The organism is uncultured Mailhella sp., assembly GCF_963931295.1.
In the GTDB taxonomy this organism is placed as follows: Bacteria; Desulfobacterota; Desulfovibrionia; order Desulfovibrionales; family Desulfovibrionaceae; genus Mailhella.
Genome location: NZ_OZ007001.1, coordinates 1,840,854 through 1,867,655, shown reverse-complemented (window position 1 = coordinate 1,867,655; position 26,802 = coordinate 1,840,854). Strand labels below are relative to the sequence as shown.

The window sequence follows — 26,802 nt, the reverse complement described above, 5'->3', positions numbered from 1 at the left end:
GACTAGACTCCCTCGAAGAAATCGATTTTGTTGTCAGCGGCGAGGGTGACATAGGCCTTGCGATAGCCCGGGATGCGACCCTTCACGCGGCCCTGACGCACGCGACGGCGCGGCTTGACCGTAATGACATTGACATTCGTGACCTTGACCTTGAAGGCTTCTTCCACTGCCTTACCGATCTCGATCTTGTTGGCCTTGGTATCGACGAAAAAGGCGTACACGCCTTCTTCACGAAGAGCGGTGGCCTTTTCGGTCACCACGGGCCGAAGAAGAATTTTAGTGTAATCCATGTCCATTCCTTTCAAGGCGAGCGACTACTTCAGTCTCTCTTCCAGATGGGGCAGAGCACCTTCCAGCACCACGAGCTGCTTGCAATTGAGCACATCGTACACAGTCACGGCATCGGGGGTGACGAGGGTGATACCAGGGAGGTTGCGGGAAGCGAGAGCCAGCGTGGGATTCACGCCGTTTTCTTCGGGAGCGGCCACAACCAGAGCCTTGGTAAGGCCGAGGTTCTTGGCGACGCCGGCGAAAAGCTTCGTCTTGGCTTCGGCAAGTTCAATGCCCTTCACCACCATGAGGCCGTCGGCCACGCGGGAGGAAAGAGCCATGCGCAGAGCCAGAGCGCGCACCTTCTTGTTGACCTTGAAGCTGTAGTCACGCGGCTGGGGTCCGAAGACGATCGCGCCACCACGCATGATGGGCGAACGGTTGGATCCCTGGCGTGCATTGCCAGTGCCCTTCTGCTTGAAGGGCTTCTTGCCGCCGCCGGACACAAAGGCGCGGGTCTTGGCGGCGTGAGTACCGGCACGCTGGGCGGCGCGATAGGCACGAACCACAAGGTTCAGAATCTCCGGCCTCACTTCGACTTCGAACACTTCGGGAGCGAGGGTGACTTCCCCGGCTTCCTGATTGTTCTGATCGTAAACTTTCATAACAGCCATTGCTTCATCTCCTGTGTTGCGCACTACTGCTTGCGCACCAGCACCAGACCGTTCTTCGGTCCGGGCACGGCACCCTTAATAAGGATGACGTTATCCTCGGGGCGAACTTCCACGATCTTCAGGCCCTGCTGCGTGACGCGTTCGGCGCCCCACTGACCGGCCATCTTCTTGCCCTTGAACACATGTCCGGGGAAGGTGTTGTTACCGATGGAACCACCGGAACGATGCACCTTTTCGTCGCCATGGCCATCGTCAATGCCATGGAAGTTCCAACGGCGCATAACGCCCTGATAACCTTTACCAATGCTGGTTCCCGTCACCTTCACGGTGTCGCCGGCGGCGAACACTTCGGCGGTGAGGACCTGACCGACTTCAACGGCGGCCGGTTCGGCGAGACGGATCTCGCGAACTTCGCGGCAGGGAGCCACGCCGGCCTTGGCGAAGTGACCGCGCATAGCCTTGGTCACCTTCTTTTCAGCCACTTCTTCAAAGGCGATCTGAAGAGCGTTGTAGCCGTCCTTTTCCACCGTCTTTACCTGGGTCACGGGGCAGGGACCTGCCTTGACCACGGTAACGGCAACAGCGCTGCCGTCGTCGGCGAAAATACGGGTCATGCCCAGCTTTCGTCCAATAATACCCATTTTTTCAGACATGACGCCCCTCTCTAGAGCTTAATTTCCACATCCACGCCGGCGGGCAAGGAAAGCTTGCCCAGAGCGTCCACGGTCTGCTGCGTGGGGTCGAGGATGTCCATAAGGCGCTTGTGGACCCTCATCTCGAACTGTTCACGGGACTTCTTGTCCACATGGACCGAGCGCTGAATCGTGTACTTGTGAATGTTGGTGGGCAGAGGAATAGGCCCAGCCACACCCGCGCCGGTATTGCGCGCAGTGTCCACGATTTCCGCCACAGCCTTGTCCAGGATGCGGTAATCGTAAGCCTTAAGCTTGATACGGATACGATCACTGCCAACTGTCGTCATTGCGAATCTCCATTTTCTGGCAAACCCGCTCCGGCTGATCCCTGTCGGAGTATTTCAACCGGAGAATCCACCGCCGAAAGGGCGGCTGACCGGTCAGAGGAACCGGTCATTTCATGAGGCGCGCTCACGCTCACCTTGCGTGGAGAAGCGCCCTTCGTTCCTACACCTAAAGTCAGGCAACGACCAAAAACGCCTTTGAAAAAGCATCAAAGTCGTTCGGCTCATGGATATGTATGCGGGGGATAAAGAGAAGAACGGACCAATTGGCAACCGTTCGAGCCCTGCAAAAAGTCCATAAAAGCCGATCCTGGTCGCCAACCCGGCCTGCACGGAATACATTCCGTCAAACAGGTGGTCCCGCAGGAGCCAACACACACCCGGCGCATGGATTGCCCATCCACCGGAAAACCTTGCAATCCGCGAAGTCCGGATTGCTGCGGTCTGACATCTTAGGCATGTGCGACGCCTGCAAATGTCAAAACCCTGATCGAATGCTCAGAGTACAGCAGGACAGATTCCATCTGCCCTTCCCTGCCGTCCAGGGAAACACCCATAACTTGGGCGAGGTCTATTTGTATCTTCACTACCCCCGGCAGTCAAGTTTTTTTTGAAAAATTTTCATTTTTTCCCGCGTGTGCGCCAAAAAACGGAGAATTCATTTTTTCTTAAGGATCATGCGCAGTTAAATCCGCATGTTCCGCACGAAAAAGGGCCCGGAAACAATGTCTTCCGAGCCCTTTTCCACATTTTTTCAAAAAAATTTTTGCGACTTTGCCCCGTCCGGCAAAAAAACGGAAAAAACACCGCTAAATGCCCTGCCGAAGATGCTCTCGAAGCTCCCCGACGGAAAAATTTCCCAAAAAACGCCGGAGGCTTCCCCGAGCACGCCTCCGGAAACGAGCTTCTGTCGGCGCGTTTTCGGCATCCCGGCGATCAGGCAAACCAGCCCTGTCCGGGTTCGTGCCTGTTCTCGTCGCCGCAGGTGGGGTCGCATTCCCTCCGGCCTCTGTCCGGCCAGTATTCCTCATAGTAGGCGGTTTCCGACGCTGCGTCGCCGATGAGGAAAAGCTCGTCGGTCGCCTGAAACACCCGCAGCGGATCGGGGTTCACCAGCATGTCGCCGCGGGCGGTTCTCACGGCCACCACGTTGCAGCGCAGGTTCTTGCGTATGCCGCTGTTGACGAGATTGTGGCCCGCAAGCCCCTCCCCCGCCACCGCGCGAAAAATGTTCAGCCCTTCGTTGAGCATGAACACCCTGCCCGGCTCCAGCAGGTTGATGATCTGGCTGGACACCATGGACGCCAGCGAAAGCACGAGATCGGCGCCGGCCATGTGCAGCACGTGAACGTTGCGGTCGAGGTTGGTGCGGGTGATGATCTGCACGTCGGGGCGCAGGCGGCGGCAGTAGATGGTGAGGTAGATGTTGGTGTCGTCGTCGTGGGTGGTAATGAGGATGGAAGGCGAGGTCTTGATGCCCGCCTGCTCCAGCGTGAACGGATCGGAAGCGTCGCCCACCTGCACCCGTATGCCCGGAATGCGCGAGGCGATGTTGGAGCGGTCCACCACCACGACGTCGAGACCGCGTTCCTTGAGGGCCATGGCGGCCGCCGTGCCCACGCGTCCGCCGCCGATGACGAGCACCGGCGCGCGCCCTGCGGGCTTTTCCGTTTCCGTCTTGCGGGCCAGCTCCCGCGAAAAGGCCTGCATCTGCTCGCGCGAGCCCGCCATGACCAGCACCTTGTGTTCTTCCAGCACGGTATCCGGCCCGGGATGCTCAAACACGCCGTGATTCCACAGGCCCACCACGTTGATGCCCGTTCTGCCGCGCAGATCGCTTTCCTTGAGCGTCATGCCCGAAAGCGAGGTCTGCTTCACGGGGGCTTCGGCAATGACCAGCGGGCCGAAGGTGACGAGCGGGCTCACGCTGAGCTTGTCGGTGATGACGCGGCGCGTGAGGGAGCGCCCCAGCGACTTGCGGAACTGGAACACAGAGGAACATCCCGCGAGCTTGAGGATGTCGATGGATTCGTCCCTCTCGGCGCGGGAGACCATGGGCACGTTCTTGTCGAGTTCCCGCAATGTGAAGGCCACGTTGATATTGCGCACGTCGGTGTCGAGAGCCACCACGAGACGCGCGTTCTGGGCGTGCAGGCCCCGATAGACCTGCACGTCGTCGTAGTCGCCGACCACGGCGTGCAGGCCGAGATCCATGAGGTCCAGCGCCTGCTGTGTGGTGGAGCACAGAAGCACGCTGTGAAAGCCGTATCTGGCCAGCACCTGGGCAAGGTTGCGCGCCACGGGGCTCACGCCCACGATGATGACGTGATTGCGCGCCGACGCCGGCAGACTGTGCTGCACTTCCTTTTTCTTCTGCGCCTCAAGCCACGGAGTATAGACGAACTGAATGAAAGACGAGGGCAGCACGATGAGCAGCCCCACGATGCCCGTGAGCAGCACCACGATGGAAAAGGCGCGGCCGAGATCGGAATTGAAGGTGATGTCGCCGAATCCCAGCGTGGACATGACGGTCAGAGTCCAGTACAGGCCGGTAATCCAGGAATAGTCGCGGCCTTCATATTCCATGATGTAGTGGAAAAGCACGCTGAACACGGCCACGAACACGGTGAGAATGAGGATGACGCGAAAGAAGTATCCGAAGTTTCTTCGCGCTCCCTTCCCCTGGCTCAACAGAGAAAACTGACTGGGAAAAAATTTCATGGGGGCAGTATGCTCCGAGCCGCGCTTCTAGGCAAGAGTCTGAAAAAGGCCGCCGCCCCTTTTGGGAGCGGCGGCCTGTCTGTTTGCCGGTTGTATCTTACAACGCGCGTCCGAGGTTCCGCGAAAGCGGAGCCCGGCTTAGAAGCCCTTGGACTGCATGTAGTGAATGAGGTCGGTCACGCGGACGGAGTAGGCCCATTCGTTGTCGTACCAGCTCACCACCTTGGCGAGGTTGCCGTCCTGCACGGTGCAGTATTCGGATTCCACGATGGAGGAACGGGAGTCGCCCTTGAAGTCCATGGAGACGAGGGGCAGATCGTTCACGCCGAGAATGCCCTTGAGAGAGCCTTCGGCGGCGGCGCGGAAGGCGTTCACCAGGGTTTCGGCGTCGGTGGACTTTTCAAGAATGGCGGTGAAGTCCACGATGGAGACGGTGGGGGTGGGCACGCGCAGAGCGTAGCCGGAGAAGCGGCCCTTGAGGGCGGGGATCACTTCGGCCACGGCCTTGGCGGCACCGGTGCTGGTGGGAATGATGTTCAGAGCGGCGGCGCGGGCGCGACGCAGATCCTTGTGAGGCAGGTCGAGGATGCGCTGGTCGTTGGTGTAGGAATGCACGGTGACCATGCTGCCGAGCTTGAGGCCGAATTCCTCATGCATGACCTTGGCCACGGGAGCGAGGCAGTTGGTGGTGCAGGAGGCGTTGGACAGAATGTTGTGCTTGGCGGGGTCGTACATGTCCTGGTTCACGCCCATGACCACGGTGAGATCGGGCTGCTTGGCGGGAGCGGAAATGATGACCTTCTTGGCGCCGCGTTCCAGATGCACGCCGGCCTGAGGAGCGGTGCGGAAGATGCCGGTGGATTCCACCACCACGTCCACGTCGAGAGCCTTCCAGGGCAGGTTGTTGGGATCACGTTCGGCGAGGCAGGCCACATTCCAGTCGCCGACCTTGACCATGGTGCAGTCCACGCCGCCCACGGAGGTCTTTTCGGGAGCCACTTCGCAGGTGAAGGCGGAAGGACCGTAGGAGGTGTCGTGCTGGAGCAGATGGAAATTGGTGTTGGCGTCCATCAGGTCGTTGATGGCCACGATTTCGGCGCTGTCGGCGTACTTGCCGTACATGGCGCGGAAGACCTGACGACCGATGCGGCCAAAGCCGTTGATTGCAACTCTAACCTTTTTCATAATTCCTTTCCTTTGCCCGGCAGACCGGGACTTTCGGTGAACGTCTCATGGCATGACGCCGATGTCTGCGGACGGATCAGCCTTTTCCGTCCGGCGTCGGGGAGAATTCTGCCACCGTGTTTAAAAAATCACAAGAGCGGGAGTGAGCATAGCAGAATACGCCCCGGCGCGCAAATGCTTTCTGAGGTTCTCCTTTCGGGAAAAACATTCGGGAGCCTTCCAAGCCCTTGCAAAGCCGGGGCAAGGGGGATATTTTTTCTGACTCATCTTTATTTCCGAGGGGGGAATCCCATGCATCGTTTCGCTTCCGCTCCGCAGGCGGCCGTTTCCGGCGAGCAGTCCATGCTGCCGGACATCAGCGGCATTTCGCTGCCGGCAACGCTCGCCAGCCGCAAGGCAAAAATTCAGGACGTGGACGGCATGTCCAGTCTCATCAACGAGTTTGCCTCGGCGCGCATCATGCTTGCCCGCGGGCCGCTGTACCTGTATCAGAACATTCAGGACTACCGGGTCATCACCGTGAACGCGGGCGAGAAGGAAATCGTGCTTGCGTGCGGCGGCCTGCACGTGCTCTGGGAAGATCTGGCCGAAGTGCGTTCCGTGGCCGTGCATCCGCAGCTTCAGCACAAGGGCATAGGCCGCCTGCTCGTGCAGGATCTCATTGAAGACGCGCGCGCGCTCGGCGCGGCGCACGTGTTCACCTTCACGCTGGCCCCGGGATTCTTCTCCTCGCTGGGCTTTTCCGCCGTGGATCGCGACACGCTCTCCCCCGTGGTGTGGGCCGAGTGCAGCAAGTGCCCGAAATTTTATAAATGCGACGAAGTCGGCATGATGCTGCACTTCTGATGCCAGTTCTTACAGGAGCCTGCCATGACCAACCTCAAGAATCGTGACTTTCTGAAAATCGCGGACTTCAACCAGGAAGAGCTCTCCTACCTGCTCCGCCTCGCCGCCCGCCTCAAGAAACTCCGCAAGGAAGGAAAGGAACCGCAGTTCCTCAAGGGCAAGAACGTGGCCCTGGTGTTTGAAAAAACGTCCACCCGCACGCGCTGCGCCTTTGAAACCTCCCTGTACGACCAGGGCGCCCACGCCACCTACCTTTCCGACGGCTCGCAGATAGGCAAGAAGGAATCCATGGCCGACACCGCCCGCGTGCTCTCCCGCATGTACGACGGCATCGAATACCGCGGCTACGGACAGAACATCGTGGAAAAACTGGCCGAGTTCTCCCCCGTGCCCGTGTGGAACGGCCTGACCAACGAAGCGCATCCCACGCAGATTCTGGCCGACTTCCTCACCATGACGGAACACAGCGACAAGCCGCTCAACGAAATCACCTTCGCCTACCTCGGCGACGCCCGCTACAACATGGGCAACTCCCTCATGATGGGCGCGGCCAAAATGGGCATGAACTTCCGCTCCGTGGCTCCCGTCTCGCTCCAGACCAGCGACGAAATCTACAACATGTGCCTCGCCGAAGCCGAAAAGTCCGGCGCCACCATCGTGCGCACCGACAACGTGGCCGAAGGCGTGAAGGGCTGCGACTTCATCTACACCGACGTGTGGGTGTCCATGGGCGAGCCCGACGAAGTATGGAAGGAACGCATTGAAAAGCTCCTGCCCTACCAGGTGAACGCCCGCGTCATGGAGCTGACCGGCAACCCGAACTGCAAGTTCATGCACTGCCTGCCCGCCTACCACAACCGCGAAACCGCCGTGGGCGAGTCCATCTACCAGAAATTCGGCCTCGACGCCCTCGAAGTCACCGAAGAAGTCTTTGAATCCGCAAACTCCATCGTCTTCGACGAAGCCGAAAACCGCAAGCACACCATCAAGGCCGTCATGGTCGCCACCCTCGCCGACGTGCCGCCCATCTTTTTTGAAGACTAGGATGGGCGGGGGAAGGAGGAACCCCTTTTGAAAAAGGGCTTTCCTCCTTCCCCCCGCGCCCCCATCCTCCTTCCGAAAACTTTTGTTTGGAGGAATGCGGATCGGGGGAAAACGCCTGATTCCGAAGGCGGCCGCCGAAATTCTTGGAGAGATTTTTTAATGTTCTGAAAATTCAGGCGGTTTTGCGCGTTCACGGCGGAAAGATGCGGGAACGTTCCGGCCTGCGGAAGCGTTCCGGCCCGGAACTTGCGGTCGTTTCCACTTGCCTTTTTTTAAAATTCAGGCTATTGCTAGCAGTCCTTACGATACAAAAGGTATCGAATTTCAGCAGCATTCCGCCCCACACGGGCTTTTTTATGGAGGATATACCATGGGTAAACAGTGTGAAATCTGCGGCAAGAAAGCTCAGGTGGGCAACCTTGTGAGCCATTCCAATATCAAGACCAAGCGTCGCTTCAACCCCAACCTGCAGGCTGTCCGCCATCAGGAAGCCGACGGCACCGTGCGCACCATCAACGTGTGCACCCGCTGCCTCCGTTCCGGCGCCGTGGTGAAGCCCGTCGTCAAGAATGACGCCGAATAATCAGGTTTGCCGATCTTTCCTAAGGCGGGGATAACATCTCCGCCTTTTTTTGATTAATAATTCCCCCGCACTTTTCCGCCGCGCCGCCTGCGCCGCGATCTTCGGGCCGTCCGAGTCATGAGCGATCTTCGAGCCGCCTTTCGTCATCGTCCGAAAAGCCACGTTTCCATGTGGCGTCGTTCCCTGCGCGCGCCGGAAGGCTGGAGAGTGGTGGACTTCCGCGGGCCGGGACACATGGGCCGCTCGCTCCCCGCCCTCGGCACGCGGCAGATGGAACTGCTGCGCCTCGTGCTCGACTCCAAGAACATTCCCTATATCGTCACCGGGCACGGCTCCCAGACGCGGGCCTTTGTTCCGGCCATGTTTGAAGACGTGGCGCGAAGCGAGCTTGCCGCCCTGGAATCGGAAAAAACGCCCCCGCCTCCGCCCGTGCCCCTGCGCCGAAACGCGCACTGGTCCATGCTCGTCATGCTCTTTCTCGTCTTCTGGTACGGGCTTTACATGGGCTGGTGGCCCCTGCCCTTCGAGCATCTGCCCGATCCGGAATACTGGGTGCGCTGCGGCAAGCTCAACGTCACCGAAGTACGCGCCGGAGAATGGTGGCGCACAGCCACCGCGCTCACGCTCCACGCCGACACGCTTCACCTTTTCAGCAACGTCATCTTCGGCACGCCCTTCCTCATTCTGCTCGCGCAGCGTCTCGGTCTCGGACTCACGCTCGCCTCAACCCTCGCCGCCGGCATGCTGGGCAACGCCATGAACGTGTGCTACCGCGATCCGGGCTATTCCAGCCTCGGCTTCTCCACGGCCATGTTCGGCATGGTGGGCCTGCTCTGCGCCGACATCGTGGTGCGCTCGCCCGCACACATGCGGGGCTTCCGCAGGCTGGCGCTGCCCGTGGCCGCGGCCCTCGCCTTTCTGGCCATGCTCGGCGCGGAAGGCAAGAACGTGGACTACTCCGCGCATATTTTCGGCCTTCTTTCCGGCTTTCTCATCGGCCTTGCCGTCAGCTTCGCCTTGCGGCATCATAACGCCCTCCCCCGCCCGCTGGAATTTGCGCTCGGCTGCGCCGCGCCACTCGTCCTCCTGCTGTGCTGGGATCTCGCACTCTAACATCCTATCGAGGCATTCATGGACAAAGCCCCCGGCACCTTTGAGCTCCTGGGCAAGGACGGCAACGCCCGCGCCGGCCTTCTCCATACCGCGCACGGCGTCATCGAAACGCCCATCTTCATGCCCGTGGGCACGGTGGGCAGCGTAAAGGCCCTCGCTCCCGACGATCTCGACGCCATCGGCGCGCAGATCATTCTCGGCAACACCTATCATCTGTACCTGCGCCCCGGCGACGAACTCGTGGCCCGGCGCGGCGGTCTGCACGAATTCATCCGCTGGAACAAGCCCATCCTCACGGACAGCGGCGGCTTTCAGGCCTTCAGCCTGAGCAAGCTGAACAAGATGAAGCCCGACGGCGTGGAATTCCGCTCGCACATCGACGGCTCCAAACACATGTTCACGCCGGAAAAGGTCATTTCCATCCAGCGCAATCTCAATTCCGACATCATGATGCCGCTCGACGTGTGCCTCGGTTACGGAGCCTCCCATGAAGAAGCCGAAAAGGCCGTAAAGCGCACCACCGAATGGGCGCAGCGCTGCCGCGACGCCTATCCGGCGGGAAGCGCGGGCAATCTTCTCTTCGGCATCGTGCAGGGCTGCACCTTCCCCGAGCTTCGCGAAGCCTCGGCAAGGCAACTCATGAACATCGGATTCGAGGGCTACGCCATCGGCGGCCTGGCCGTGGGCGAACCCAAGAATCTCATGATGAAGAATCTGCGCGTGCTCAACCCCGTGCTGCCGCAGGACAAGCCGCGCTATCTCATGGGCGTGGGCACGCCGCTGGACATTCTGCACGGCATAGAGGCAGGCGTGGACATGTTCGACTGCGTGCTGCCCACCCGCAACGCCCGCAACGGCACGCTCTACACCTCGGAAGGCAAGATCAACATCAAGCGCCTCCAGTATGCCGAAGACGACAGCCCCCTCGATCCGAAATGCAACTGCTACACCTGCCGCACGTTCAGCAAGGCCTACCTGCGCCACCTGTACGTCAGTCAGGAACTGCTCGCCTTCCGCCTCAATTCCCTGCACAATCTCACCTACTTCCTCAACATGGTGCGAGGCGCAAGAAAGGCCATTCTCGAAGGCAGATACGCCGCTTTCAAGGCGGAATACGAGGCCAAATACCCCGAAGAGGACGCGCTCTTCGACGCGCCGGAACTTTAATTCATCCGCCGTTTTTGCCGACGCCGTCGGCACAGCAAGGGCGCGCCCGATCGGGCGCGCCCTTTTTCGTGCGTCGATCCCTTCTGCTCCGCCGCGCCCTGCGAGCGTCGGAAGGCCCCGGGCCCGCAGCTTCGGCGACGCAACAGACCGGCACAAAAATTTCCCGCCCGAGGGCGAGGCATTTAAACGCAAAGGCCGGCGTCGAAGACGCCGGCCAGAATGCCTCTGCAATCTCGTTCAGCTTGCGATGAGCCGGAACAGCATGGAATTTTCCAGCACCAGCGGACGCGTCTGCATGAAGAACACCGTGCCGTCGGCAGGGGCGCGAACCTCCCAGCGCACGGAGCCGTCATAGGGATCAAGAATGCTGGCAAGGTGCTGATGACGCCGCACCACGTCGTCGGGGCGGCAGGTGCAGTACATGATGCCCGCCCGGCAGGCCTTGACGTTGATGAGTTCCTCTTCCTGCACCACCTGGGAATAGTAGCCCGGATGAGAGCGGTAGCGGATGATGCCGTGCAGCGCCATGAAGCGCAGAATGGCGGCCAGGCTGTCGTCGGCGGTGGCGACGTCGATGACGCCGGTATGTCCGGCGTACACGGAAAACGCCTGCGTTTCCCAGATCTGCCAGTTGTAGTTCAGCGTGGTGGTGTCGATGGGCAGAGGATTGCGCACCAGCGTGTAGGGCAGACCGAAGCCCTGAGCGAGTTCCACGTTTTCGTAGCCGGTGTGCATCATGCGCACATGGGGAATGAAGTCTCCGGCGAGGTAGTAGCTCGCGAGCTGCACGCCGAATTCATAGCCCTGAATGTGCTCGAACAGCGCCGAGGCGATGCGCTGCGTGGTTTCGCCGAGCGCGTAGCCGGGGAACATCCGGTTGATGTCGGTGTTGTCCATGGCCCAGAAGCGCTTGCCGATGTTCATGGCAAAGGGGTTCGCCGAGGGAATGACGAGAATCTCATGGCCGGGCATGAGTTCGCCGCGCTCTTCCAGATCCTGAAGCTTGTGGACAAGGCGCGAACAGACGAACTGCTGCTGAAGTTCATCGCCGCGCATGGCTCCCACCACGGCGAGACTCTTTTTGCCGGAACCGAAGCGGAAGCCGTGAATGCGGAACTCGTCGCGGAACGGAGACGGCATGACGAAAAGACGTTCACGTTTCATGCGTTGTCCTCCCTGTACACGCGCGCGAGCAGCGACCCTTCGTACACGACGGGGTATGCCCGGATGGTGAAGACGAATCCCGGTTTTTCCACGGCCACTTCCTGGAGCACCACGCCGCGCAGCGGATCGACGATGCGCCCAATGGACTGCCCGGCCTCGACCTGATTGGACTGACGGATGAGCGGAATGAACACGCCCGACGCGGACGCGTTGATGAATTCCACGGTGCCGCCGGTGGAAAGTATGGTCTTGTGTCCGGGCGCAGGCTCAGGCACCTCGCCCTTCCAGACGCCGAGATGACGCATCAGGTTCAGAATGCCGCCCACGAGCTGATCGCCGTAGCTCTTGGTAATGCGCATGCCCACGCCCATTTCCACCACCAGCGTGGGCGTGTTCAGGGCGTTGAGGGAATAGGCCAGCGTGGCTTCCAGCACGGTGGCGGCCTCATGCACCCACAGAAAATCCAGATTCAGATGCTTGGCCAGCGGCACCAGCCGCTCCGCGGTCAGCTGATTGATGCGGACCTGCGGCACCTCGTACAGGAAAATGTTGCTGGAATGAATGTCCAGCACGAGATCCGCGCCCTTCAGATCCTCAATGATGTTGTAGGCCGTATTTTCCGCCATGCTGCCCCTGGGATCGCCGGGGAAAATGCGGTTCATGTCCAGATCGAAGTTGGGAATGCCGCGCGTGATGGAGTCTATTCCCAGCGGATTGAGCGCAGGATAGATTTCCACCGTGCCGTCCAGGCATTCGGGATGTTCCTGCAGAATGCTGCCGATGCGATAGCAGATGTACTGCCCTTCCAGTTCGTCGCCGTGCGTGCCGGTGACGATGCAGATGCGTTTTTTGCCGGAGCCGGAAACAATGCTGTTCTTGCGGATGAGCAGATGCTCGTCCACGGGCAGCTCCGTGGATATGACGGTTTTTATCATGCTTGTTCCACTTTGATGTCTAGGGTGTTCCGCTGCGCGGCCGGGCCGCTGAACACGCCCCTGTTCACGGAACAGTCGGCGCTGTCTCGGCCGTGCGCCACCTTGATGCAGCCATAACGGAGCAAACGGTTGTTGGTGGGGTCGAGCCCTCTCCACACTCCCTGATCGAAAAACTCCACCCAGGCGTGACTGGCTCCCTCGCCGACAAGGTAGCCGCAGGCGTACCGCGCCGGAATGCCGCACAGACGCAGCAGGGCAAGAAGCACGTGGGCGTAATCCTGACAGACGCCCTGCCCCAGCGCAAAGGCCTGCGCCGCGGTGGTGTTCACCGTGGTCACGCCGGGAACATAGCTCATGCGTGCATGCACCGCCCCGCACAGCGAAAGCGCCTTCGCAAACGCGGGCCCGCCGATCTCTTCCGAAGCGTCCGCAACTGCGAAGTCCCCTTTGCCCACCTGCGCGGCAAAGCGCTTCATGTCCTCGTCGGGAAGGGTCAGCGCGGTATGCGCCAGAAACATGCCGTGCGCCGTGCCGCAAATGCGGTACGGCGTCTGACGCACCACGCCCTCGGACACGATGCTGAATCGAACATGCGCCCCGGCAACGTACCCCGTCTGCACGGCGTTGCCGAAGGCGTCGAGCCCGTCGCTGACGGGCAGTACAAATTCGTTCTCATCGTCCTGCGCGACGCTTGCGCGCAGCAGAGCCCGTTCCACCTGCTGGAAAGGCTCCGACTTCGGCACGCACCGCAAAAGCCAGGAATGGGCGGAAACCGGCGAGGAAAAATGAATATGACTTTCGTAACGGTAAAAAAACTGCTTCATACCAGGACCAGGGAGTTCAACGAACCAAGCACGTCGGGAAGTTTCTTCCCGTAGTCGCGCCCGTCGGAGAATATCTCCCTGAGCCTGTTTCTGCAACGCCCGTCCACCATGTCTTCAATGTGCCCGAGACGATGATCCAGACTTTCCCACTCCGCGGCCACGCGGCTGAACGGGTAGTCGAACCTTGAATACATATCAATGTATTCCACATGCTTGCCGATAAAAAGCATGTCCAGCGTGGCAATATTGGTCACGTGCTGGAACACCGAGCCCCAGAAGGCGAGAATATAGTCGGTGAGGGGCTGAAGCCGAACGATGTTGATGTCCTGCTTGTGGCGGCAATGATTGATCGTGGCCATGCAGAGGTTCACATAGCTGATGGAGGCCGTGGTAAGTTCCTCGCGCAGCACGATGCTGTTGTCGTTCAGGCATTCCAGGCAGTACAGCAGAGAGCCCGGCGTATTCTCGAAAAGGTGCTGATACAGAAAACTTTCCCTGTCGGCAGGGCAGTTGGTCAGAGAAAGCTTGCGGCAGTAGATCTGAAGAGCGTCTTCCCGGCCTTCATCCAGGCACAGATCGTAGTACCGGCGCAGGAAATGAAGCTGGGCGAAGAGACGCTCGGCGTAGCGCCCCAGCCAGAAAAGATGATTGGCCTTGGCGGGAGATATGGAAGACATGACGCGTCCTTTTTTCGATAACGGTGGAAGATTCTACAAGGATTTCAGATGCGACTGATGATCGCGCATGACCCAGGTGTCCTTGAAGCCGCCTCCCTGACTGGAGTTGACCACGAAGGAATCGGCCTGACGGGCAAAACGGGTGAGTCCGCTTTTCCAGACCACCTCGCCGTCGGAGGAAGAGAGCACAAAGGCGCGCAGATCGGCCTTGCGATAGACCACGCCGTGATCTTCCATGGTTTCCAGATCCTTGAAATTGATGACTTCCTGCGCAATCCAGCGGCGGGGTTCGGAACGAATGAGATCCTTCAGCTTTTCCAGGCGGTCGTGTTCCAGGTCGCGCCCGAACACCACGCCGTAGCCGCCGGCCTCGCTCACGTCCTTGATGACCAGCCTTTCCGCGTTGGCGAGCACGTAATCTCTGTCTTCCTCGTAATAGGGGAGATAGGTGGGCGCATTCTGCAGTATGGCCTTTTCGCCGAGATAGTATTCCACCATGCGGGGCACGAAGTAGTAAAGCCCCTTGTCGTCGGCCACGCCGTTGCCGGGACAGTTCAGCACGGCCACGTTGCCCGCGGCGTAGGCCTGCATGAGGTTCGGCACGCCGAGGAGGGAATCCGGCTCAAAGGCCATGGGATCGAGATACTCGTCGGACACGCGACGGTAGATGGCTCCCACCAGCGTTTTTTCGTGGAAAATGCCCTGATAGTACACATGGTTGTCTTCCACAAGAAGATCGCCGGGAAACGCCAGCACGGCTCCCGTGCGTTCCGCGAGATAGGAATGTTCAAAAAACGCGGAATTGTAGCGCCCGGGCGTGAAGACCACGTTCAGTCCGCCGTTGACGTTCATGTCGTCCATGGTGTGCTTCAGAAGCTGCGGATAGTCGCGGTTGTCTTCGATATGGTTGGCGGCAAACGTTTCCGGGCTCACCTTGCGGGAGATGGAGCGGGCGATGAGCGGATAGGACGCGCCGGAAGGAATGCGGAGATTGTCTTCCAGAACGAACCAGCTTCCGTCCCTGGCCTGCACCAGATCTATGCCGGCTATGTGGGCGAACACGCCGTGCGGCGGACGAATGCCCTCGCACTGAGGAAGATAGCCTTTGGAGGCATAGACGAAGGATTTGGGCACAATGTTATTTTTAATGATGTTCTTTTCGCCGTAAACGTCGGCAAGAAACAGATTGAGAGCTCTGACGCGCTGCGCAAGTCCCTTTTCAAGATAGGCCCATTCTTCGGGCTCAATGACGCGGGGAATGGGATCAAAGGGGAAGAGCTGTTCTTTGAACTTCCCGTTTTTATAGATTCCAAAGCGCACGCCGTAGCGTTCCAACCAGTTGTTCACAGCTTCACGGCTTTCTACGAGTGAATACATGTCGGACTCCTGCTTGATATGTTCCGACTTTAATAATGCAAAAAATGTACCAGGTTGTCCAAAAAAAAAGCCCTCCCGGGGCTTCTTTTTTACATTCACGGCATAATGCTGAAATATAAGAACAAAAAAGGAACGTCAGTATTCAGACAGGCGCAAACAGGACATTAGTCCGGCTCTGTGCGGCGAAAACAGGAGCCGAACGCAAATAATGCAGAAAGTGCCCAAGATAACAGACACTATCGGTTGTCGGCATGTTTCGGCAACAATGCATTAATGTATTGCCGATACATCATTAAGATTTTTTTGTATTCAACATCGCGCAAGACTTACAAATCCGTCTCCACGAAAACGGCTCTCTTTCTGCCAAAGGGAGCAACGCGGCGCACGGCAGAGCACGCCGCAAAGGCCGACAAAGAGCCTGTGCGGCAGCGCGCTTTTCAGACGCGCGGCAGTACGAACGCCGCGAGCTGCCGGCACTGCACGCATTCCGCGCAGATGCGGCAGGCTGGGCGCGTGCGGCCCGGCCATGAACTGCGGCGGGGATTGCCCCGCGAACGCCGCAGAAAGTCCGCCGTCAGTCCCGCGTCTGCCCTTCTTCACCGCTCCACAGCTTGCGCCACCTTTCCTCAAGTACGGCTTCCCCGCTCTTCTGCCTTGCGGCGAGCGCGTCAAGAAACGCGCCGACTTCCCGGTCGAGGTCATCCAGCGTGCCGTCGTTGCGGATCAGAAGATCAGCCGCCGCAATCTTGTCCTCCTGCTTCCACTGCCAGCTCTCCACGGCGGCGATTTTGACGTCGCTCCAGCTCCGCGTCTCGCGAAGGCGCGCATGGCGCACGTCGTCCGGGCAGACGATGACCGCAATATCCGCGCCCGGGCACGTCCACCCCGTTTCAAACCAGAGCGGCACTTCCGCCACGGCCACGCCTTCCCCGCGCTCCTGCGACTTCCGGAAAAACGTCTCCATGGAATCGCGCACCAGCGGATGAATCATGCGTTCAAGCTCGCGCCGCATGCCCGGCGTTTCCGCAAGCAGTCTGGTGAGCGCCGCGCGGTTCACCCGGCCCGAGTCGTCGAAAAAAGCGTCGCCCCAGCGCTGACGCATGAGACGCCAGCCGTCCGCGCCGGGCTGATACTGCGCGGCCACGGCCTTGTCCGCGCTCCACACGGGAATGCGGCGCGCCTCCATGCGTTCGAGCACGGCCGACTTGCCGCAGCCCGGCATGCCCGTGAGAATGACCCGGCGCATGCAGCGCTCCAGCGCCAGCATGGCGCGGGGAAAATCTTCCGGCGGCGGGCACGTGAAGCTCATGGGCTCGCCGCTCACCGGATGCGCAAACTCCAGCTTCCAGGCGTGAAGAAGCTGCCGCGCGGCGGGCGAAGTCTTATCATTGGGGCCGTACACGGCGTCGCCCCACAGCGGAAAGCCCGCCTGAGCAAGATGCACGCGTATCTGATGCGTGCGTCCGGTGAACAGGCGCACGGCAAGCAGCGCAAAACGGCCGGAAGGCGACGCGTAAAGCGTGCTCCACCTGGTGAGCGCGCAGCGCCCGCCCTTCTCCTCGGGCACCACGGCCATGCGCGTTTTTATCGTAGGATGCCGTCCGATGGGCAAATCGCTGGTTCCTTCGGCCGGAGGCACCCCGCGCGTGACCGCAAGATAGGTCTTATGCACGCGGCGCTGCGCAAAATCTTCGATGAGCCGCAGCCTGGCCCGTTCCGAAAGCGCCACGATCACAAGGCCGGAGGTGTCCTTGTCCAGACGATGCACGATGCCGGGCCGCGGCCCTTCCTGAAGCGCAAGCTGCGGAAAGCGCGACAGCATCCGATGCACCAGCGTGCCCGAAGGGCAGCTCGGACACGGATGCATGGTCAGCCCGGCGGGCTTGTTGACCACGGCGATGTCCGCATCGCTGTACACGATGTCGAGCGGCCCCTCTTCCGGCGCCAGCGCGTCCGACGCTCCGGGCATGGAGAGCTCCACAATCTGACCGGGACGCACCCTGTAATCGGCATCCGCACAGGGCGCGCCGTCCACAAGACAGCCGCCCTGCTCCACCAGCTTCTTCACCCGGCTGCGGGAAAGCTCCGCCGCCGTTCCGAGAAAGGCGTCCAGGCGCATCTTCTTCGAACCCGCAGGAACCTCAAAGCGCCGCTTCTGTCCGTCGCACGGCGTCTGCAGGACGTCGTCATCGGCGGATTCCAGCTCACCGGAAAACTCTTCCGTCCGCGTGTCGTCAGTCATGGGCGTCACCGCAGTCCAGCTTCTTCAGCACGTATCCGGTCATGACGGCCTTGGCGATGTTGCGCCCTTCGCCGTCGTACACCATGATGTCGTACACCGCGAGCGTGCGCCCCAGACGCACGGGCAAAGCCTTCGCCCGGAGCGGGCCGCAGGTTCCCGGCAAAAGATAGGAAATGGAACACTGCGCGCTCACGCACAGAATGCCTGCGCCGCGGCAGCCGGCCGCAAAGGCCATGTCGGCCAGCGTGAATATGGCCCCGCCGTGGGCGTTTCCCATCACGTTGAGATGACGGGAGTCCAGCGGCATGGAAACTTCGCCGTTTCCTTCCGCGTCAAAACCTTCCACCCGAATGCCCAGCAGCGCGGACAGCGTTCCTTCCGTGACGACATCACAGCCCATCGTGCGACTCCTCATGCGTAAAAATCGTTTCAGGGCGCGAGAATACGCGCGGCGGCCCGGCCTGGCAAGCCGCGAATCCGCAGGGCCCCGCCGAAAAAAACGCAGGAAAAGCCCGCCCGCGCGCCTCCGACGCCCTTCTTTCACTGGACAGCGCCGTTCGGAGAGTTTATACATTCTGGATACATTTTCTTTTAAGGAGCAATCTCATGGCCCATAAAAAGATCGAACGCGCCAAGGAACTTGATCGCCGTCGTCATCGTCGTGCCCAGCGCATCAAGGAACGCATCCACGAAGCCAAGGCCGCTGCCAAGAAGTAATTCTGGTCTGCGGATTCCTGCGGCCTTCCGGTTGCAGAGCCAGTTTCCGGCGTGTCGGCTCTTTTCTGCAGACACGCCGTTCCTGTTTTTTCTCTCAACCCTTTTCTTTTCCCATGCCTATTTACGAATACGCCTGCCCTCAGTGTCAGAAAACCTTTGAAGAGTGGCTCCGTTCCGGCGACGACGCCGAAACCCAGCCCTGCCCCGACTGCGGAACCTCCTGCCATCGGGTGATTTCCAATACTTCCTTCATCCTCAAGGGCGGCGGCTGGTTCGCCTCCTCCTACGGGCACGGGACCAGCAACCTTTTCGACAAAAGCAAGGGCGTGCCCTCCGTTTCCGACAGCAAGCCGGAAGAAAAAAGCGCCGCTCCCAAAACCGAAAGCCCGGCGCCCGCCAAGAGCGCGGAATCGCCCGCCGGAACGAAATAGAGGTCGCCATGATCGAACGCTACTCCCGGCCCGAGATGGCCGGACTCTGGACACTGGAAAACCGCTATCGCTACTGGTTCAAGGTGGAACAGGCCGTGTGCCGGGCCTGGAACGAGCAGGGAGTCATTCCCGACGAAGACCTGAAGAACATCATGCAGGACGTGGACTTCGACGTGGACAAGATTCTTGAAATCGAGTCCGTGACCCGCCACGACATCATCGCCTTCCTCACCTATCTCGAACAGAAGATCGGCCCCTCCGCGCGCTTCATCCATCTGGGCTGCACCTCTTCCGACATCGTGGACACCGCCATGGCCCTCCAGATGGTGGAAGCCGGCAAGATCATCATGGACGGCTTCGACCTCGTGCTCGACACGCTGCGCGCCTTCATCCGCAAGCATCAGGGCCTCATCTGCATGGGCCGCTCCCACGGCGTTCACGGCGAACCCGTGACCTACGGCTTCAAGTTCGCCGGATTCTATGCCGAATTCATGCGCGACAAGAAGCGCTTTGCCGACGCCATTGAAGACATCCGCACCGGCAAGCTCTCCGGCGCCATGGGCACCTACACCGTCATCACTCCCGCCGTGGAAGCCCGCGCCTGCGAAATTCTCGGACTCAAAGCCGACATCATCTCCACCCAGATCGTCCAGCGCGACCGCTACGCCCACTACTTCACCGCGCTCGCCATCGCCGCGGGCACCGTGGAGCGCATCTGCGTGGAACTGCGCCACCTCCAGCGCACCGAAGTGCATGAAGTGGAAGAAGGCTTCGCCAAGGGCCAGAAGGGCTCCTCCGCCATGCCCCACAAGCGCAATCCCATTTCCGCGGAAAACATGTGCGGTCTGGCCCGCGTCATCCGGTCCAACTCGCTCGCTTCCATGGAAAATCAGGCCCTGTGGCACGAGCGCGACATCAGTCACTCCTCGGTGGAGCGCATCATCACTCCCGACTCCACCATTCTCATGGACTACGTTCTGCACCGCCTCAACCGCCTGCTCGAAGGCCTGCGCATTCTGCCCGAAAACGTGGAACGCAATCTCTGGGGCAGCTACGGCCTGTTCTTCTCCCAGCGCGTGCTCACCGCGCTCATTGAAAAGAACATGCCCCGTCAGCAGGCCTACGTAGTCGTGCAGAAGCGCGCCATGGAAAGCTGGGAAACCCACAAGTCCTTCCCGGACCTCATCCGTTCGGACGCGGAAATTCAGGCGCACCTCTCGCCCGAGGAACTCGACGCCATCTTCAACATCAATCACTACACCCGCTACGAGGCCGAAATCATCGACCGCGTGCTCGCGGAAAAGTAGTCTGATTTCCGCATTCTGAAAGAGCGCCGCTCCCGGTTCGCCGGAGGCGGCGCTCTTTTTTTTGCGCATTGTGTTCCCGAACGTTTTCCCTTAAAACGGAAAGGCGATCGACGCCGCATCCTCCGGCCACGTTACAACCAAGGAGACTCCCGTTGTTCCGCCTCCTTTCCCTTCTTATTCTCTGTCTCATGCTGCCCATCCAGGCCGCGGCCGACTGGACGGCCCGCCTGCCCTCCCGCACTCCGGAATATTTTCTTGCCGCCGACAAATCGCGCAAGCTGCTCTTTCAGGTCGAAGAGACCGTGGACGGCAAGGCCGCAATCACGCGGCAGTTCGACTGCATCCACGGCAGACTCGAAGGCGACAAGCAGCGGGAAGGCGATCTGCGCACGCCCGAAGGCGTGTACTTCATCACGCACAAGATCACGCAGAAGCTCGACTTCATGGAATACGGGCCGCACGCCTTCAATTTGAACTACCCCAATCCTGCCGACCGGCTGCGCGGAAAAACCGGCGGCGGCATCTGGCTGCACAGCAAGGGCCAGCCCATAAAGGGCCTGACCACGCGCGGATGCATGGCCATCGATCAGCATGAAATCACGGATCTGCTCGCCGTGCTCGTGCCGGGCACGCCCGTGGTCATTGCGGAGCATCTCGAAGGCGAGCCCTTCGTGCGGAACAAGACTCTGGCATCCCTGCCCTCGCCGGAAACGGGAGCCTCGCCGCTGCTGCCCCGCGCCGAAGACAACATGCCGCCGCAAACGCCTCCCGCGCAGGACAACACCCTGCCCGGCGTCCCCGCCCCGCTGACGGAGCACACGGAAACCGCCGAGGCTCCGGCGTTGCCGACGGCAGACGCGCCGGGCGCTTCCCTGACCGCGTCCGCTCCGCAGGCTGCGCCGCAGGTCACGCCTTCCGGCGACGATGAAAAGGTGCTGCGCCAGACCCTGCGCTGGATGGACGACAGGCTCCAAAAATCTGAAAACATTTTCAGCATGTACGACAGGGAAAACTACCCGCGCGCCAGCCGGGAAAAATTTTCCGCTCTGCGCAAGAGGCTGCGTTCCGACTTTCGCAGACAGCACGACCTCTTCCTCGACCGCGACGGCATCCGGCTGCTGGCCGGGCCCGGCTACTGGGTGTCGTGCTTCATCAAGAGCTACGAGCGCAAGGGGCAGTACCATCACGGTCTTCAGGCGCTCTACTGGATTCCCGATGATCTCGGCGAGTATCACATCATCGGCGAGGTGTGGATAAACAACTAGGTTCCGCTAGTCTCACGGCGACTCCGGCAGAAGCGCCGGTCCGGCAGGCGCGTTGCGGCGCGACCTTTGCAGGCGTGCGCGGAAAGGCCGCCTTCCTGTTCGGCCGGATGTAAAGTTGAACAGCTCTTTCGCAGGCGCACAGGGAAAGCGCAGCGCACTCACGCTGCGTTTGCATCCACTTTTCATGAGAATGAAGCGCCGCTCTTGAACGACACGAGCGCCTTCCGCAGAACTCATCGCGTCTCGCAGTTCAGGACACGAATCTTCGCTCCGGCTTTCGGCCCATCGCAACGACTGCCCCGTCGCAGCGCCAATGCATCCCAGCGTCCAGAGCATCAAAAATCAGCCAATGTCACAAAAGCAGGGCTGAATTGACCCTTCCTTCCTCGGGTCAGAGAAGACTACGCGTTTCCCCCTCTTGCACGCATACGACGCCAAGGGCCGCACCATGAACGACAAAGAATCGCCCCTGTTCTCGCCTTCTCCGGATCAGTGAACCTCGTGCCCTTCGTGCACCAGAAGGGAAAGTCGTTCCCCCACTTCCTCGTAATGCCGGCGCAGCACCATTTCGATGCTTCTTCCGTCGCCTGTGGCCACGGTGTCGGCAATGATCATGTGCCTGTCGTAAAACTCCTTGGGCGTGAACAAAGTACGCCAATAGGTATAGTAAAGGAACTTCGCCAGCGAAGAACAGGACGTGCGGGCAATGTCGATGAGCCTTTCGTTGGTGCAGGCGGAAAGCAACGTCATGTGAAAGGCCTCGTCTATTTCCGCAAGCGTATCCAGATGCGCGGCATAGTTCACCTGATCGTCGAGACGACGAACCACTTCGGCAAAGGCGTCACGCTCCTTGTTCGTCCACGATGGCAGCGAGTGCGCCACGGCCGCGCCTTCAAGAATGCCTGCCACAACGTAACTGTCGTAAATTTCCTTGGCGCTCATGGAACGAACATATTTTCCCTTTTGGGGTTCGGAGCAGATGAGTCCCTGATGCGCCAGCATAAGCAGGGCTTCGCGTATGGGCGCGCGGCTGATGTTGAGCTTTTCCGATATCTGAGCTTCCCTCACGGGCTGGCCGGGCTGAAGCACTCCGGAACGAATAAGACCTCGTATATACTCGGCGGCCTTGATGCTGTATGTTTCTTTTTTAAACTGCATAGTTGACGGAAGGATCATAAATAAAAGGCATTCTTTCCGGAAAGGATGCGTAGAAGGTAAACAACTTTCGCCCGGAGCGATTCAATTACAACCGCCGCGACCATGAAACATCGCGGAAAGATTCCGTTTTTCTGCGCCGATGTCATTAAGCAAACACAGTCTGCAGCGCTGAAACCGACAAAAGAAAATCTTCAATTCAAGATTGTGTCAGATTTTTTTGCATTTGAAAAGCGTATCGGTCCAAACCCGAAAGAAAAAAACGCCCCCGGCATCGTGAAGACGCCGGGGGCGAACGAGAGAGGCTGTTTCAGCAGGTGACCCTGCTACCTGCTAGCGGAAGGTGGGCAGGTAGGCGTACAGGGCCGGAGAACCGCCGGTATGCAGGAAGAGCACGTTGGCGCCCTTGGGGAAGTAATCCTTGCGGATGAGGTCGATCATGCCGGACATGGCCTTGCCGCTGTACACGGGGTCAAGCAGAATGGCTTCAGTGCGGGCGACCATCTTCACGGCTTCCACCATGCCGTCGTTCGGGATGGAATAGCCGGGCTGATAGTAATCGCCGAAGCACACGACCTTTTCTTCAGGAAGTTTCACGCCGGCGCCGATGTAGTCCAGGGTTTCCTGAGCCAGCTTGTGAACAATGGCTGCTTCCACGTCGCCGGGGCGGCTCACGTCGATGCCGATCATGGGCACGTCCATGTTGTTGCCGTAGAAGCCGGCGATCATGCCGGCATGAGTGCCGGCGCTGCCGCTGGGCACCACAACGTGGTCGAAGTTGAGGCCCATTTCAAACATCTGCTGCATGATTTCCTGAGCGCAGGAAACGTAGCCCAGAGCGCCGATGTGGTTGGAAGCGCCGCCGGGGATGATGTAGGGCTTCTTGCCCTGAGCGCGCAGCTTTTCAGCAACCTTTTCCATTTCTTCCATCATGGGGGAGCCGCCAGGCACCACGGTGATGCTCTTCACGCCCAGGAGATGATACAGGAAGTTGTTGCCGGAAGCTTCGGGGTTGTAGCTGCCCTTCACGCGTTCTTCCAGAACGAGATGGCAGTCGAGGCCTTCATGCACGGCCCAGGCGAGGGTCAGACGGCAGTGGTTGGACTGCACGGCGCCGCAGGTGATGACGGTGTCGGCGCCCTGAGCCAGAGCGTCGGCAATGGCGAAGTCCAGCTTACGGGTCTTGTTGCCGCCGGCGCAGCCGGGGAGCAGGTCGTCGCGCTTCATGTACACGTTGACCTTGTTGCCCAGGGCCTTGGACAGGTTGGGCAGATATTCGATGGGGGTAGCTTCCTTGACATAACCACGACGGGGGAACTTAGCGAGATTCATGATGCATCCTTCTCTAAAATTGAAGTTTTGAGGGTTCCTTAAGTCGTTCCGGACAACTGGCCCGGATCAGTTCCCGAGCGAGCACGCTTGTGGCGTCCACGACAGGAGTATCCAGCAGACTGGTCTCCGTGACCGCAACAGGAATTTCCGTGCAGCCAAGAAGTATGACGGATACCTGTTTCTTTTCCACAAGGCGGCGGGCGGTGTCGAGAAGTATCTGACGCGCCCTCGGGGAAACAGGATCGGAAAAAGCCTTCACGCCGAATTCAGGATCGCTGATGGCGCGCTGAACAAGAGCGCACTCGTCGTCGTCCGGGAGCACGGGCTCAAGCCCGGCCTTTTCCAGAGCGTCCTGATACAGGCGGGTCTGCAGCGTGGCCACCGTGCCCATGAGACCGATGCGGCCTCCGTTCGGACACATGGCGCGCATGTGACGCACCGCGCTTTCAATGATCGACACGAACGTCACGTCCAGACCGGTTTCGTGCAGGCGCTCCAGGGCTACATTCAGAATGCGGGGGCTGTGCGCCGTGTTGCAGGGCATGCCTATGACGCGGGCGCCGTTTCTGGCAAGCTGCGCCATGATGCCGCCGATATCCTCCCCGGGATTTTCCTTCGTCTGCCCCAGCAGAAAGGCAGGACGCTCCGGAATCCACCCGGGGAAGGAATGAAGCATGAGGGGAAGATGATCCTGATCTTTGCTGGCCCTGGTCCAGCGAAAGATCTTGCGCACGAGGTCATACCCGGCATAGGGACCAAGCCCCCCCACGATGCCTATGGTGCGGGGCACGGGCGAATGATCGGCAAAACGCTGAATCACGGTCAGCCCCTGCACTCGCCGTTGTTCTCAAGCTTGGACACCAGGATAGCGCCGGTGGCGTCGCCGAGCACGTTGATGGTGGTACGGGCCATGTCCATGATACGGTCAACGCCGGCGATGAGGGCGATGGCTTCCAGCGGAATGCCGACCTGCGTGAACACCATGGTGATCATGATGAGCGCCGCGCCGGGCACGCCCATGGAACCGATGGAGGCAAGCACGGCCAGCAGGATGACGGTGAGCTGCTTATCGATGGGCATGGGGATGCCGTACACTTCCGCGGCAAAGATGGCCGCAACGCCCATGTAGATGGCCGCGCCGTCCATGTTGATGGTGTTGCCGAGCGGGATGGAGAAGCTGGACACGGACTTGGAAGCGCCGAGCTTCTGCACGGAAAGCAGGTTGGAGGAAAGGGCGGCCGCGGAGGAGCAGGTGGAGAAGGAGATCATGAGAGGTTCAGAGAGCCCCTTCAAGAACGTGCTGGGCGTAAGACCTGAGTACTTGGCGCAGGGCAGATAGACCAGCAGCACCTGGAAGATGCAGGCCAGATACATGACGCCGACCAGCTTGATGAGCGGCAGCAGAACGCTCAGGCCGTGGTTGGCCACGGTGAAGGCCATGAGGCCGAACACGCCGATGGGAGCGTAGCGCATGACGATGCCGGTCACCTTGATCATGACTTCGGCGCAGGAGTCGAAGAACACGAAGGCGGGACGGCCTCTGTCGCCGAGCATGCTGAGGGCGAAGCCGAACAGGATGGCGAAGAAGATGACCTGGAGCATGTTGCCCTTGGCCAGAGCGTCAATCGGGTTCAGCGGCACGATGTCCATGAGCACCTTGATGAGCGGAGGCGCGGAAACGTCCTTCACCTGCAGGTTTTCCATGGAGAGCGTCAGACCGAGACCGGGACGGAGCAGATTGGCGAGAATAAGACCGATAACGACGGCCACGGTCGTCGTGAGCAGATAATAAATAAGCGTTTTTGAAGCAACGCGGCCGAGTTCCTTCACGTCGCACACACTGGCCGCGCCGGCCACGAGCGTGGTGAACACCAGCGGCACAACCACCATGCGCACCAGAGTGATGAACAGATCGCCGAGCGGCTTGAACCAGCTGGCTTCCAGGTTGAGGGAAGGAGCCATGGCACCCACAACGATGCCGAGAACCATACCTATGCCCATCTGGGCGGGAAGACCTAAACGTTTTGACATAACGACTCTCAATACTGACTGCTTGAATCCTTATCTCACGGCCGCATCCGCACTTTCACGCGGATTCGGCTCGCACGTCATTGCCTCTATGAGTTCCTCTTGTGCTGTTCTCCTCTCCTCCTCTCAGGACGGCGACGAAAGGTTCCGGCAAGAGCCGGAACCTGCCGACACTCGAACTTACTTAGCCACCACAACCTCGATTTCCACGAGACCGTTCATGGGGAGCTGATGCACGGCCACGCAGGAACGGGCAGGGTACGCGCCATCAAAGAACTTGCCGTACACTGCGTTCACTGCGGCGAAATCCGCAATGTCCACCAGGAAAATGGTGGTTTTCACAATGTCGGAAGGCTTCGCGCCCACGGAGGCGAGAAGAGCCGCAATATTCTTGAGAGACTGCTCGGCCTGCGCCTTCACGCCGCCTTCGGCGAGCTTGCCGGTCGCGGGATCAATGCCGAGCTGACCGGAAAAGAACGTCATTCCGCAGGCCTGGATGCCCTGAGAATAGGGGCCGATGGCCGCAGGAGCCGCAGTGGTGGAAACAACTTTAATCATGGTGTCCTCACATAATAAAAAATGGAGCAACTACGTTGTCGAATGTCGACATTTTTAGTGAATATTTGCCTTTTGTCAAGATCCTCTGGAAATTCTTATGAAAGTAATATGTTTTTGTTTCGCGGTTCGGGCACGCATCCACATTTTTGGACCAAAATCCAAAGAACTCCTGCCCTTAGACCGGAAACCTCCGTCACCTCCTTGTAAC

At 59.8% G+C, this 26,802-nt stretch carries 27 protein-coding genes; 9 read left to right on the top strand and 18 right to left on the bottom strand.

Features of this window, described 5'->3' with window-relative positions:
- Nucleotides 1-2 precede the first annotated feature (2 nt).
- The 6 genes from rplW to gap form a co-directional block, all read right to left on the bottom strand.
- A complete protein-coding gene (rplW, locus tag ABGT79_RS07710; protein WP_178579833.1) occupies nt 3-290 on the bottom strand; it encodes a 50S ribosomal protein L23 in 288 nt (95 codons plus the stop codon).
- Between the two features lie 24 nt (nt 291-314).
- Entirely contained in the window at nt 315-944 is a 630-nt protein-coding gene (gene rplD, locus ABGT79_RS07705) for a 50S ribosomal protein L4 (RefSeq protein WP_294487671.1), read from the bottom strand.
- 23 nt (nt 945-967) lie between these two features.
- Nucleotides 968-1,597, bottom strand: coding sequence for a 50S ribosomal protein L3 (rplC, locus tag ABGT79_RS07700; RefSeq protein WP_294487674.1), 630 nt, complete (start codon nt 1,595-1,597; stop codon nt 968-970).
- Nucleotides 1,598-1,608: 11 nt separating this feature from the next.
- Nucleotides 1,609-1,926: a 30S ribosomal protein S10 gene (gene rpsJ / locus ABGT79_RS07695; RefSeq protein ID WP_077071459.1), complete on the bottom strand. Its 318-nt coding sequence runs from the start codon at nt 1,924-1,926 to the stop codon at nt 1,609-1,611.
- A 933-nt stretch (nt 1,927-2,859) separates the two neighbouring features.
- Nucleotides 2,860-4,644, bottom strand: a complete 1,785-nt coding sequence (locus tag ABGT79_RS07690) for an NAD-binding protein (RefSeq protein WP_346665707.1) — start codon at nt 4,642-4,644, stop codon at nt 2,860-2,862.
- A 138-nt stretch (nt 4,645-4,782) separates the two neighbouring features.
- Nucleotides 4,783-5,829 carry a type I glyceraldehyde-3-phosphate dehydrogenase gene (gene gap / locus ABGT79_RS07685; protein ID WP_294487683.1) on the bottom strand — a complete coding sequence of 349 codons (1,047 nt, stop codon included), beginning with the start codon at nt 5,827-5,829 and terminating at the stop codon, nt 4,783-4,785.
- 291 nt (nt 5,830-6,120) lie between these two features.
- On the opposite strand from gap, the gene ABGT79_RS07680 reads away from it, so the two are divergent.
- The 5 genes from ABGT79_RS07680 (at nt 6,121) to tgt (ending at nt 10,582) form a co-directional block, all read left to right on the top strand.
- The gene (locus ABGT79_RS07680) at nt 6,121-6,675 is read left to right on the top strand and encodes an N-acetyltransferase (protein WP_294487688.1); all 555 of its coding nucleotides are present in this window, start codon (nt 6,121-6,123) and stop codon (nt 6,673-6,675) included.
- Nucleotides 6,676-6,699: 24 nt separating this feature from the next.
- Nucleotides 6,700-7,719 carry an ornithine carbamoyltransferase gene (argF, locus tag ABGT79_RS07675; RefSeq protein ID WP_346665706.1) on the top strand — a complete coding sequence of 340 codons (1,020 nt, stop codon included), beginning with the start codon at nt 6,700-6,702 and terminating at the stop codon, nt 7,717-7,719.
- Nucleotides 7,720-8,089: 370 nt separating this feature from the next.
- The gene (rpmB, locus tag ABGT79_RS07670) at nt 8,090-8,302 is read left to right on the top strand and encodes a 50S ribosomal protein L28 (RefSeq protein WP_178581515.1); all 213 of its coding nucleotides are present in this window, start codon (nt 8,090-8,092) and stop codon (nt 8,300-8,302) included.
- Between the two features lie 117 nt (nt 8,303-8,419).
- Nucleotides 8,420-9,415: a rhomboid family intramembrane serine protease gene (locus tag ABGT79_RS07665; protein ID WP_346665705.1), complete on the top strand. Its 996-nt coding sequence runs from the start codon at nt 8,420-8,422 to the stop codon at nt 9,413-9,415.
- 18 nt (nt 9,416-9,433) lie between these two features.
- Nucleotides 9,434-10,582: a tRNA guanosine(34) transglycosylase Tgt gene (gene tgt / locus ABGT79_RS07660; RefSeq protein ID WP_346665704.1), complete on the top strand. Its 1,149-nt coding sequence runs from the start codon at nt 9,434-9,436 to the stop codon at nt 10,580-10,582.
- A gap of 237 nt (nt 10,583-10,819) precedes the next feature.
- On the opposite strand, the gene ABGT79_RS07655 is transcribed toward tgt, so the two are convergent.
- From ABGT79_RS07655 to ABGT79_RS07625, 7 genes are all read right to left on the bottom strand, one after another.
- Complete coding sequence (locus ABGT79_RS07655) at nt 10,820-11,746, bottom strand: M14 family metallopeptidase (RefSeq protein WP_294487704.1); 927 nt, start codon at nt 11,744-11,746, stop codon at nt 10,820-10,822.
- On the bottom strand, nt 11,743-12,681 hold the full coding sequence (locus ABGT79_RS07650) for a M14 family metallopeptidase (protein ID WP_346665703.1): 939 nt from the start codon (nt 12,679-12,681) through the stop codon (nt 11,743-11,745). Before ABGT79_RS07650 ends, ABGT79_RS07655 begins: the two co-directional genes overlap by 4 nt.
- Nucleotides 12,678-13,505 (bottom strand): transglutaminase family protein, encoded by an 828-nt coding sequence (locus ABGT79_RS07645; RefSeq protein WP_346665702.1) that lies wholly within the window; start codon nt 13,503-13,505, stop codon nt 12,678-12,680. The genes ABGT79_RS07650 and ABGT79_RS07645 overlap by 4 nt, the downstream gene beginning before the upstream one ends.
- Complete coding sequence (locus tag ABGT79_RS07640) at nt 13,502-14,182, bottom strand: alpha-E domain-containing protein (protein ID WP_346665701.1); 681 nt, start codon at nt 14,180-14,182, stop codon at nt 13,502-13,504. The genes ABGT79_RS07645 and ABGT79_RS07640 overlap by 4 nt, the downstream gene beginning before the upstream one ends.
- Before the next feature lie 33 nt (nt 14,183-14,215).
- Complete coding sequence (locus ABGT79_RS07635; protein WP_346665700.1) at nt 14,216-15,559, bottom strand: circularly permuted type 2 ATP-grasp protein; 1,344 nt, start codon at nt 15,557-15,559, stop codon at nt 14,216-14,218.
- A gap of 574 nt (nt 15,560-16,133) precedes the next feature.
- Nucleotides 16,134-17,801 carry a dephospho-CoA kinase gene (coaE, locus tag ABGT79_RS07630; RefSeq protein WP_346665699.1) on the bottom strand — a complete coding sequence of 556 codons (1,668 nt, stop codon included), beginning with the start codon at nt 17,799-17,801 and terminating at the stop codon, nt 16,134-16,136.
- Nucleotides 17,794-18,201, bottom strand: coding sequence for a PaaI family thioesterase (locus ABGT79_RS07625; RefSeq protein WP_346665698.1), 408 nt, complete (start codon nt 18,199-18,201; stop codon nt 17,794-17,796). The genes coaE and ABGT79_RS07625 overlap by 8 nt, the downstream gene beginning before the upstream one ends.
- Nucleotides 18,202-18,631: 430 nt before the next feature.
- Here ABGT79_RS07625 and ABGT79_RS07620 point away from each other — a divergent pair, with 430 nt between their 5' ends.
- The 3 genes from ABGT79_RS07620 to ABGT79_RS07610 all read left to right on the top strand — a co-directional run bounded on the left by ABGT79_RS07620 (nt 18,632) and on the right by ABGT79_RS07610 (nt 21,521).
- Nucleotides 18,632-18,949 (top strand): zinc ribbon domain-containing protein, encoded by a 318-nt coding sequence (locus ABGT79_RS07620; RefSeq protein WP_346665697.1) that lies wholly within the window; start codon nt 18,632-18,634, stop codon nt 18,947-18,949.
- 8 nt (nt 18,950-18,957) lie between these two features.
- Nucleotides 18,958-20,256 (top strand): adenylosuccinate lyase, encoded by a 1,299-nt coding sequence (purB, locus tag ABGT79_RS07615; RefSeq protein WP_346665696.1) that lies wholly within the window; start codon nt 18,958-18,960, stop codon nt 20,254-20,256.
- A gap of 152 nt (nt 20,257-20,408) precedes the next feature.
- Nucleotides 20,409-21,521 carry a L,D-transpeptidase family protein gene (locus tag ABGT79_RS07610; RefSeq protein WP_346665695.1) on the top strand — a complete coding sequence of 371 codons (1,113 nt, stop codon included), beginning with the start codon at nt 20,409-20,411 and terminating at the stop codon, nt 21,519-21,521.
- A gap of 489 nt (nt 21,522-22,010) precedes the next feature.
- Here ABGT79_RS07610 and ABGT79_RS07605 read toward each other — a convergent pair whose 3' ends face one another.
- On the bottom strand, nt 22,011-22,679 hold the full coding sequence (locus ABGT79_RS07605) for a GntR family transcriptional regulator (RefSeq protein WP_346665694.1): 669 nt from the start codon (nt 22,677-22,679) through the stop codon (nt 22,011-22,013).
- A gap of 102 nt (nt 22,680-22,781) precedes the next feature.
- On the opposite strand from ABGT79_RS07605, the gene ABGT79_RS07600 reads away from it, so the two are divergent.
- Nucleotides 22,782-22,997, top strand: coding sequence for a hypothetical protein (locus ABGT79_RS07600; RefSeq protein WP_346665693.1), 216 nt, complete (start codon nt 22,782-22,784; stop codon nt 22,995-22,997).
- 12 nt (nt 22,998-23,009) lie between these two features.
- Here ABGT79_RS07600 and ABGT79_RS07595 read toward each other — a convergent pair whose 3' ends face one another.
- The 4 genes from ABGT79_RS07595 to ABGT79_RS07580 form a co-directional block, all read right to left on the bottom strand.
- Entirely contained in the window at nt 23,010-24,008 is a 999-nt protein-coding gene (locus tag ABGT79_RS07595; RefSeq protein ID WP_346665692.1) for a D-cysteine desulfhydrase, read from the bottom strand.
- A 13-nt stretch (nt 24,009-24,021) separates the two neighbouring features.
- A complete protein-coding gene (locus ABGT79_RS07590) occupies nt 24,022-24,828 on the bottom strand; it encodes an amino acid racemase (RefSeq protein WP_346665691.1) in 807 nt (268 codons plus the stop codon).
- A gap of 2 nt (nt 24,829-24,830) precedes the next feature.
- Entirely contained in the window at nt 24,831-26,039 is a 1,209-nt protein-coding gene (locus ABGT79_RS07585; protein ID WP_346665690.1) for a dicarboxylate/amino acid:cation symporter, read from the bottom strand.
- Nucleotides 26,040-26,216: 177 nt separating this feature from the next.
- Nucleotides 26,217-26,594, bottom strand: coding sequence for a RidA family protein (locus tag ABGT79_RS07580; protein WP_346665689.1), 378 nt, complete (start codon nt 26,592-26,594; stop codon nt 26,217-26,219).
- Between the last annotated feature and the right edge of the window lie 208 nt (nt 26,595-26,802).

Excerpts from the sequence above, each read along its gene's own strand:
- rplW (WP_178579833.1), bottom strand. The coding sequence starts at position 290 with ATGGATTACACTAAAATTCTTCTTCGGCCCGTGGTGACCGAAAAGGCC.
- rplD (WP_294487671.1), bottom strand. The coding sequence starts at position 944 with ATGGCTGTTATGAAAGTTTACGATCAGAACAATCAGGAAGCCGGGGAA.
- rplC (WP_294487674.1), bottom strand. The coding sequence starts at position 1,597 with ATGTCTGAAAAAATGGGTATTATTGGACGAAAGCTGGGCATGACCCGT.
- rpsJ (WP_077071459.1), bottom strand. The coding sequence starts at position 1,926 with ATGACGACAGTTGGCAGTGATCGTATCCGTATCAAGCTTAAGGCTTAC.
- ABGT79_RS07690 (WP_346665707.1), bottom strand. The coding sequence starts at position 4,644 with ATGAAATTTTTTCCCAGTCAGTTTTCTCTGTTGAGCCAGGGGAAGGGA.
- gap (WP_294487683.1), bottom strand. The coding sequence starts at position 5,829 with ATGAAAAAGGTTAGAGTTGCAATCAACGGCTTTGGCCGCATCGGTCGT.
- ABGT79_RS07680 (WP_294487688.1), top strand. The coding sequence starts at position 6,121 with ATGCATCGTTTCGCTTCCGCTCCGCAGGCGGCCGTTTCCGGCGAGCAG.
- argF (WP_346665706.1), top strand. The coding sequence starts at position 6,700 with ATGACCAACCTCAAGAATCGTGACTTTCTGAAAATCGCGGACTTCAAC.
- rpmB (WP_178581515.1), top strand. The coding sequence starts at position 8,090 with ATGGGTAAACAGTGTGAAATCTGCGGCAAGAAAGCTCAGGTGGGCAAC.
- ABGT79_RS07665 (WP_346665705.1), top strand. The coding sequence starts at position 8,420 with ATGAGCGATCTTCGAGCCGCCTTTCGTCATCGTCCGAAAAGCCACGTT.
- tgt (WP_346665704.1), top strand. The coding sequence starts at position 9,434 with ATGGACAAAGCCCCCGGCACCTTTGAGCTCCTGGGCAAGGACGGCAAC.
- ABGT79_RS07655 (WP_294487704.1), bottom strand. The coding sequence starts at position 11,746 with ATGAAACGTGAACGTCTTTTCGTCATGCCGTCTCCGTTCCGCGACGAG.
- ABGT79_RS07650 (WP_346665703.1), bottom strand. The coding sequence starts at position 12,681 with ATGATAAAAACCGTCATATCCACGGAGCTGCCCGTGGACGAGCATCTG.
- ABGT79_RS07645 (WP_346665702.1), bottom strand. The coding sequence starts at position 13,505 with ATGAAGCAGTTTTTTTACCGTTACGAAAGTCATATTCATTTTTCCTCG.
- ABGT79_RS07640 (WP_346665701.1), bottom strand. The coding sequence starts at position 14,182 with ATGTCTTCCATATCTCCCGCCAAGGCCAATCATCTTTTCTGGCTGGGG.
- ABGT79_RS07635 (WP_346665700.1), bottom strand. The coding sequence starts at position 15,559 with ATGTATTCACTCGTAGAAAGCCGTGAAGCTGTGAACAACTGGTTGGAA.
- coaE (WP_346665699.1), bottom strand. The coding sequence starts at position 17,801 with ATGACTGACGACACGCGGACGGAAGAGTTTTCCGGTGAGCTGGAATCC.
- ABGT79_RS07625 (WP_346665698.1), bottom strand. The coding sequence starts at position 18,201 with ATGGGCTGTGATGTCGTCACGGAAGGAACGCTGTCCGCGCTGCTGGGC.
- ABGT79_RS07620 (WP_346665697.1), top strand. The coding sequence starts at position 18,632 with ATGCCTATTTACGAATACGCCTGCCCTCAGTGTCAGAAAACCTTTGAA.
- purB (WP_346665696.1), top strand. The coding sequence starts at position 18,958 with ATGATCGAACGCTACTCCCGGCCCGAGATGGCCGGACTCTGGACACTG.
- ABGT79_RS07605 (WP_346665694.1), bottom strand. The coding sequence starts at position 22,679 with ATGCAGTTTAAAAAAGAAACATACAGCATCAAGGCCGCCGAGTATATA.
- ABGT79_RS07600 (WP_346665693.1), top strand. The coding sequence starts at position 22,782 with ATGAAACATCGCGGAAAGATTCCGTTTTTCTGCGCCGATGTCATTAAG.
- ABGT79_RS07595 (WP_346665692.1), bottom strand. The coding sequence starts at position 24,008 with ATGAATCTCGCTAAGTTCCCCCGTCGTGGTTATGTCAAGGAAGCTACC.
- ABGT79_RS07585 (WP_346665690.1), bottom strand. The coding sequence starts at position 26,039 with ATGTCAAAACGTTTAGGTCTTCCCGCCCAGATGGGCATAGGTATGGTT.
- ABGT79_RS07580 (WP_346665689.1), bottom strand. The coding sequence starts at position 26,594 with ATGATTAAAGTTGTTTCCACCACTGCGGCTCCTGCGGCCATCGGCCCC.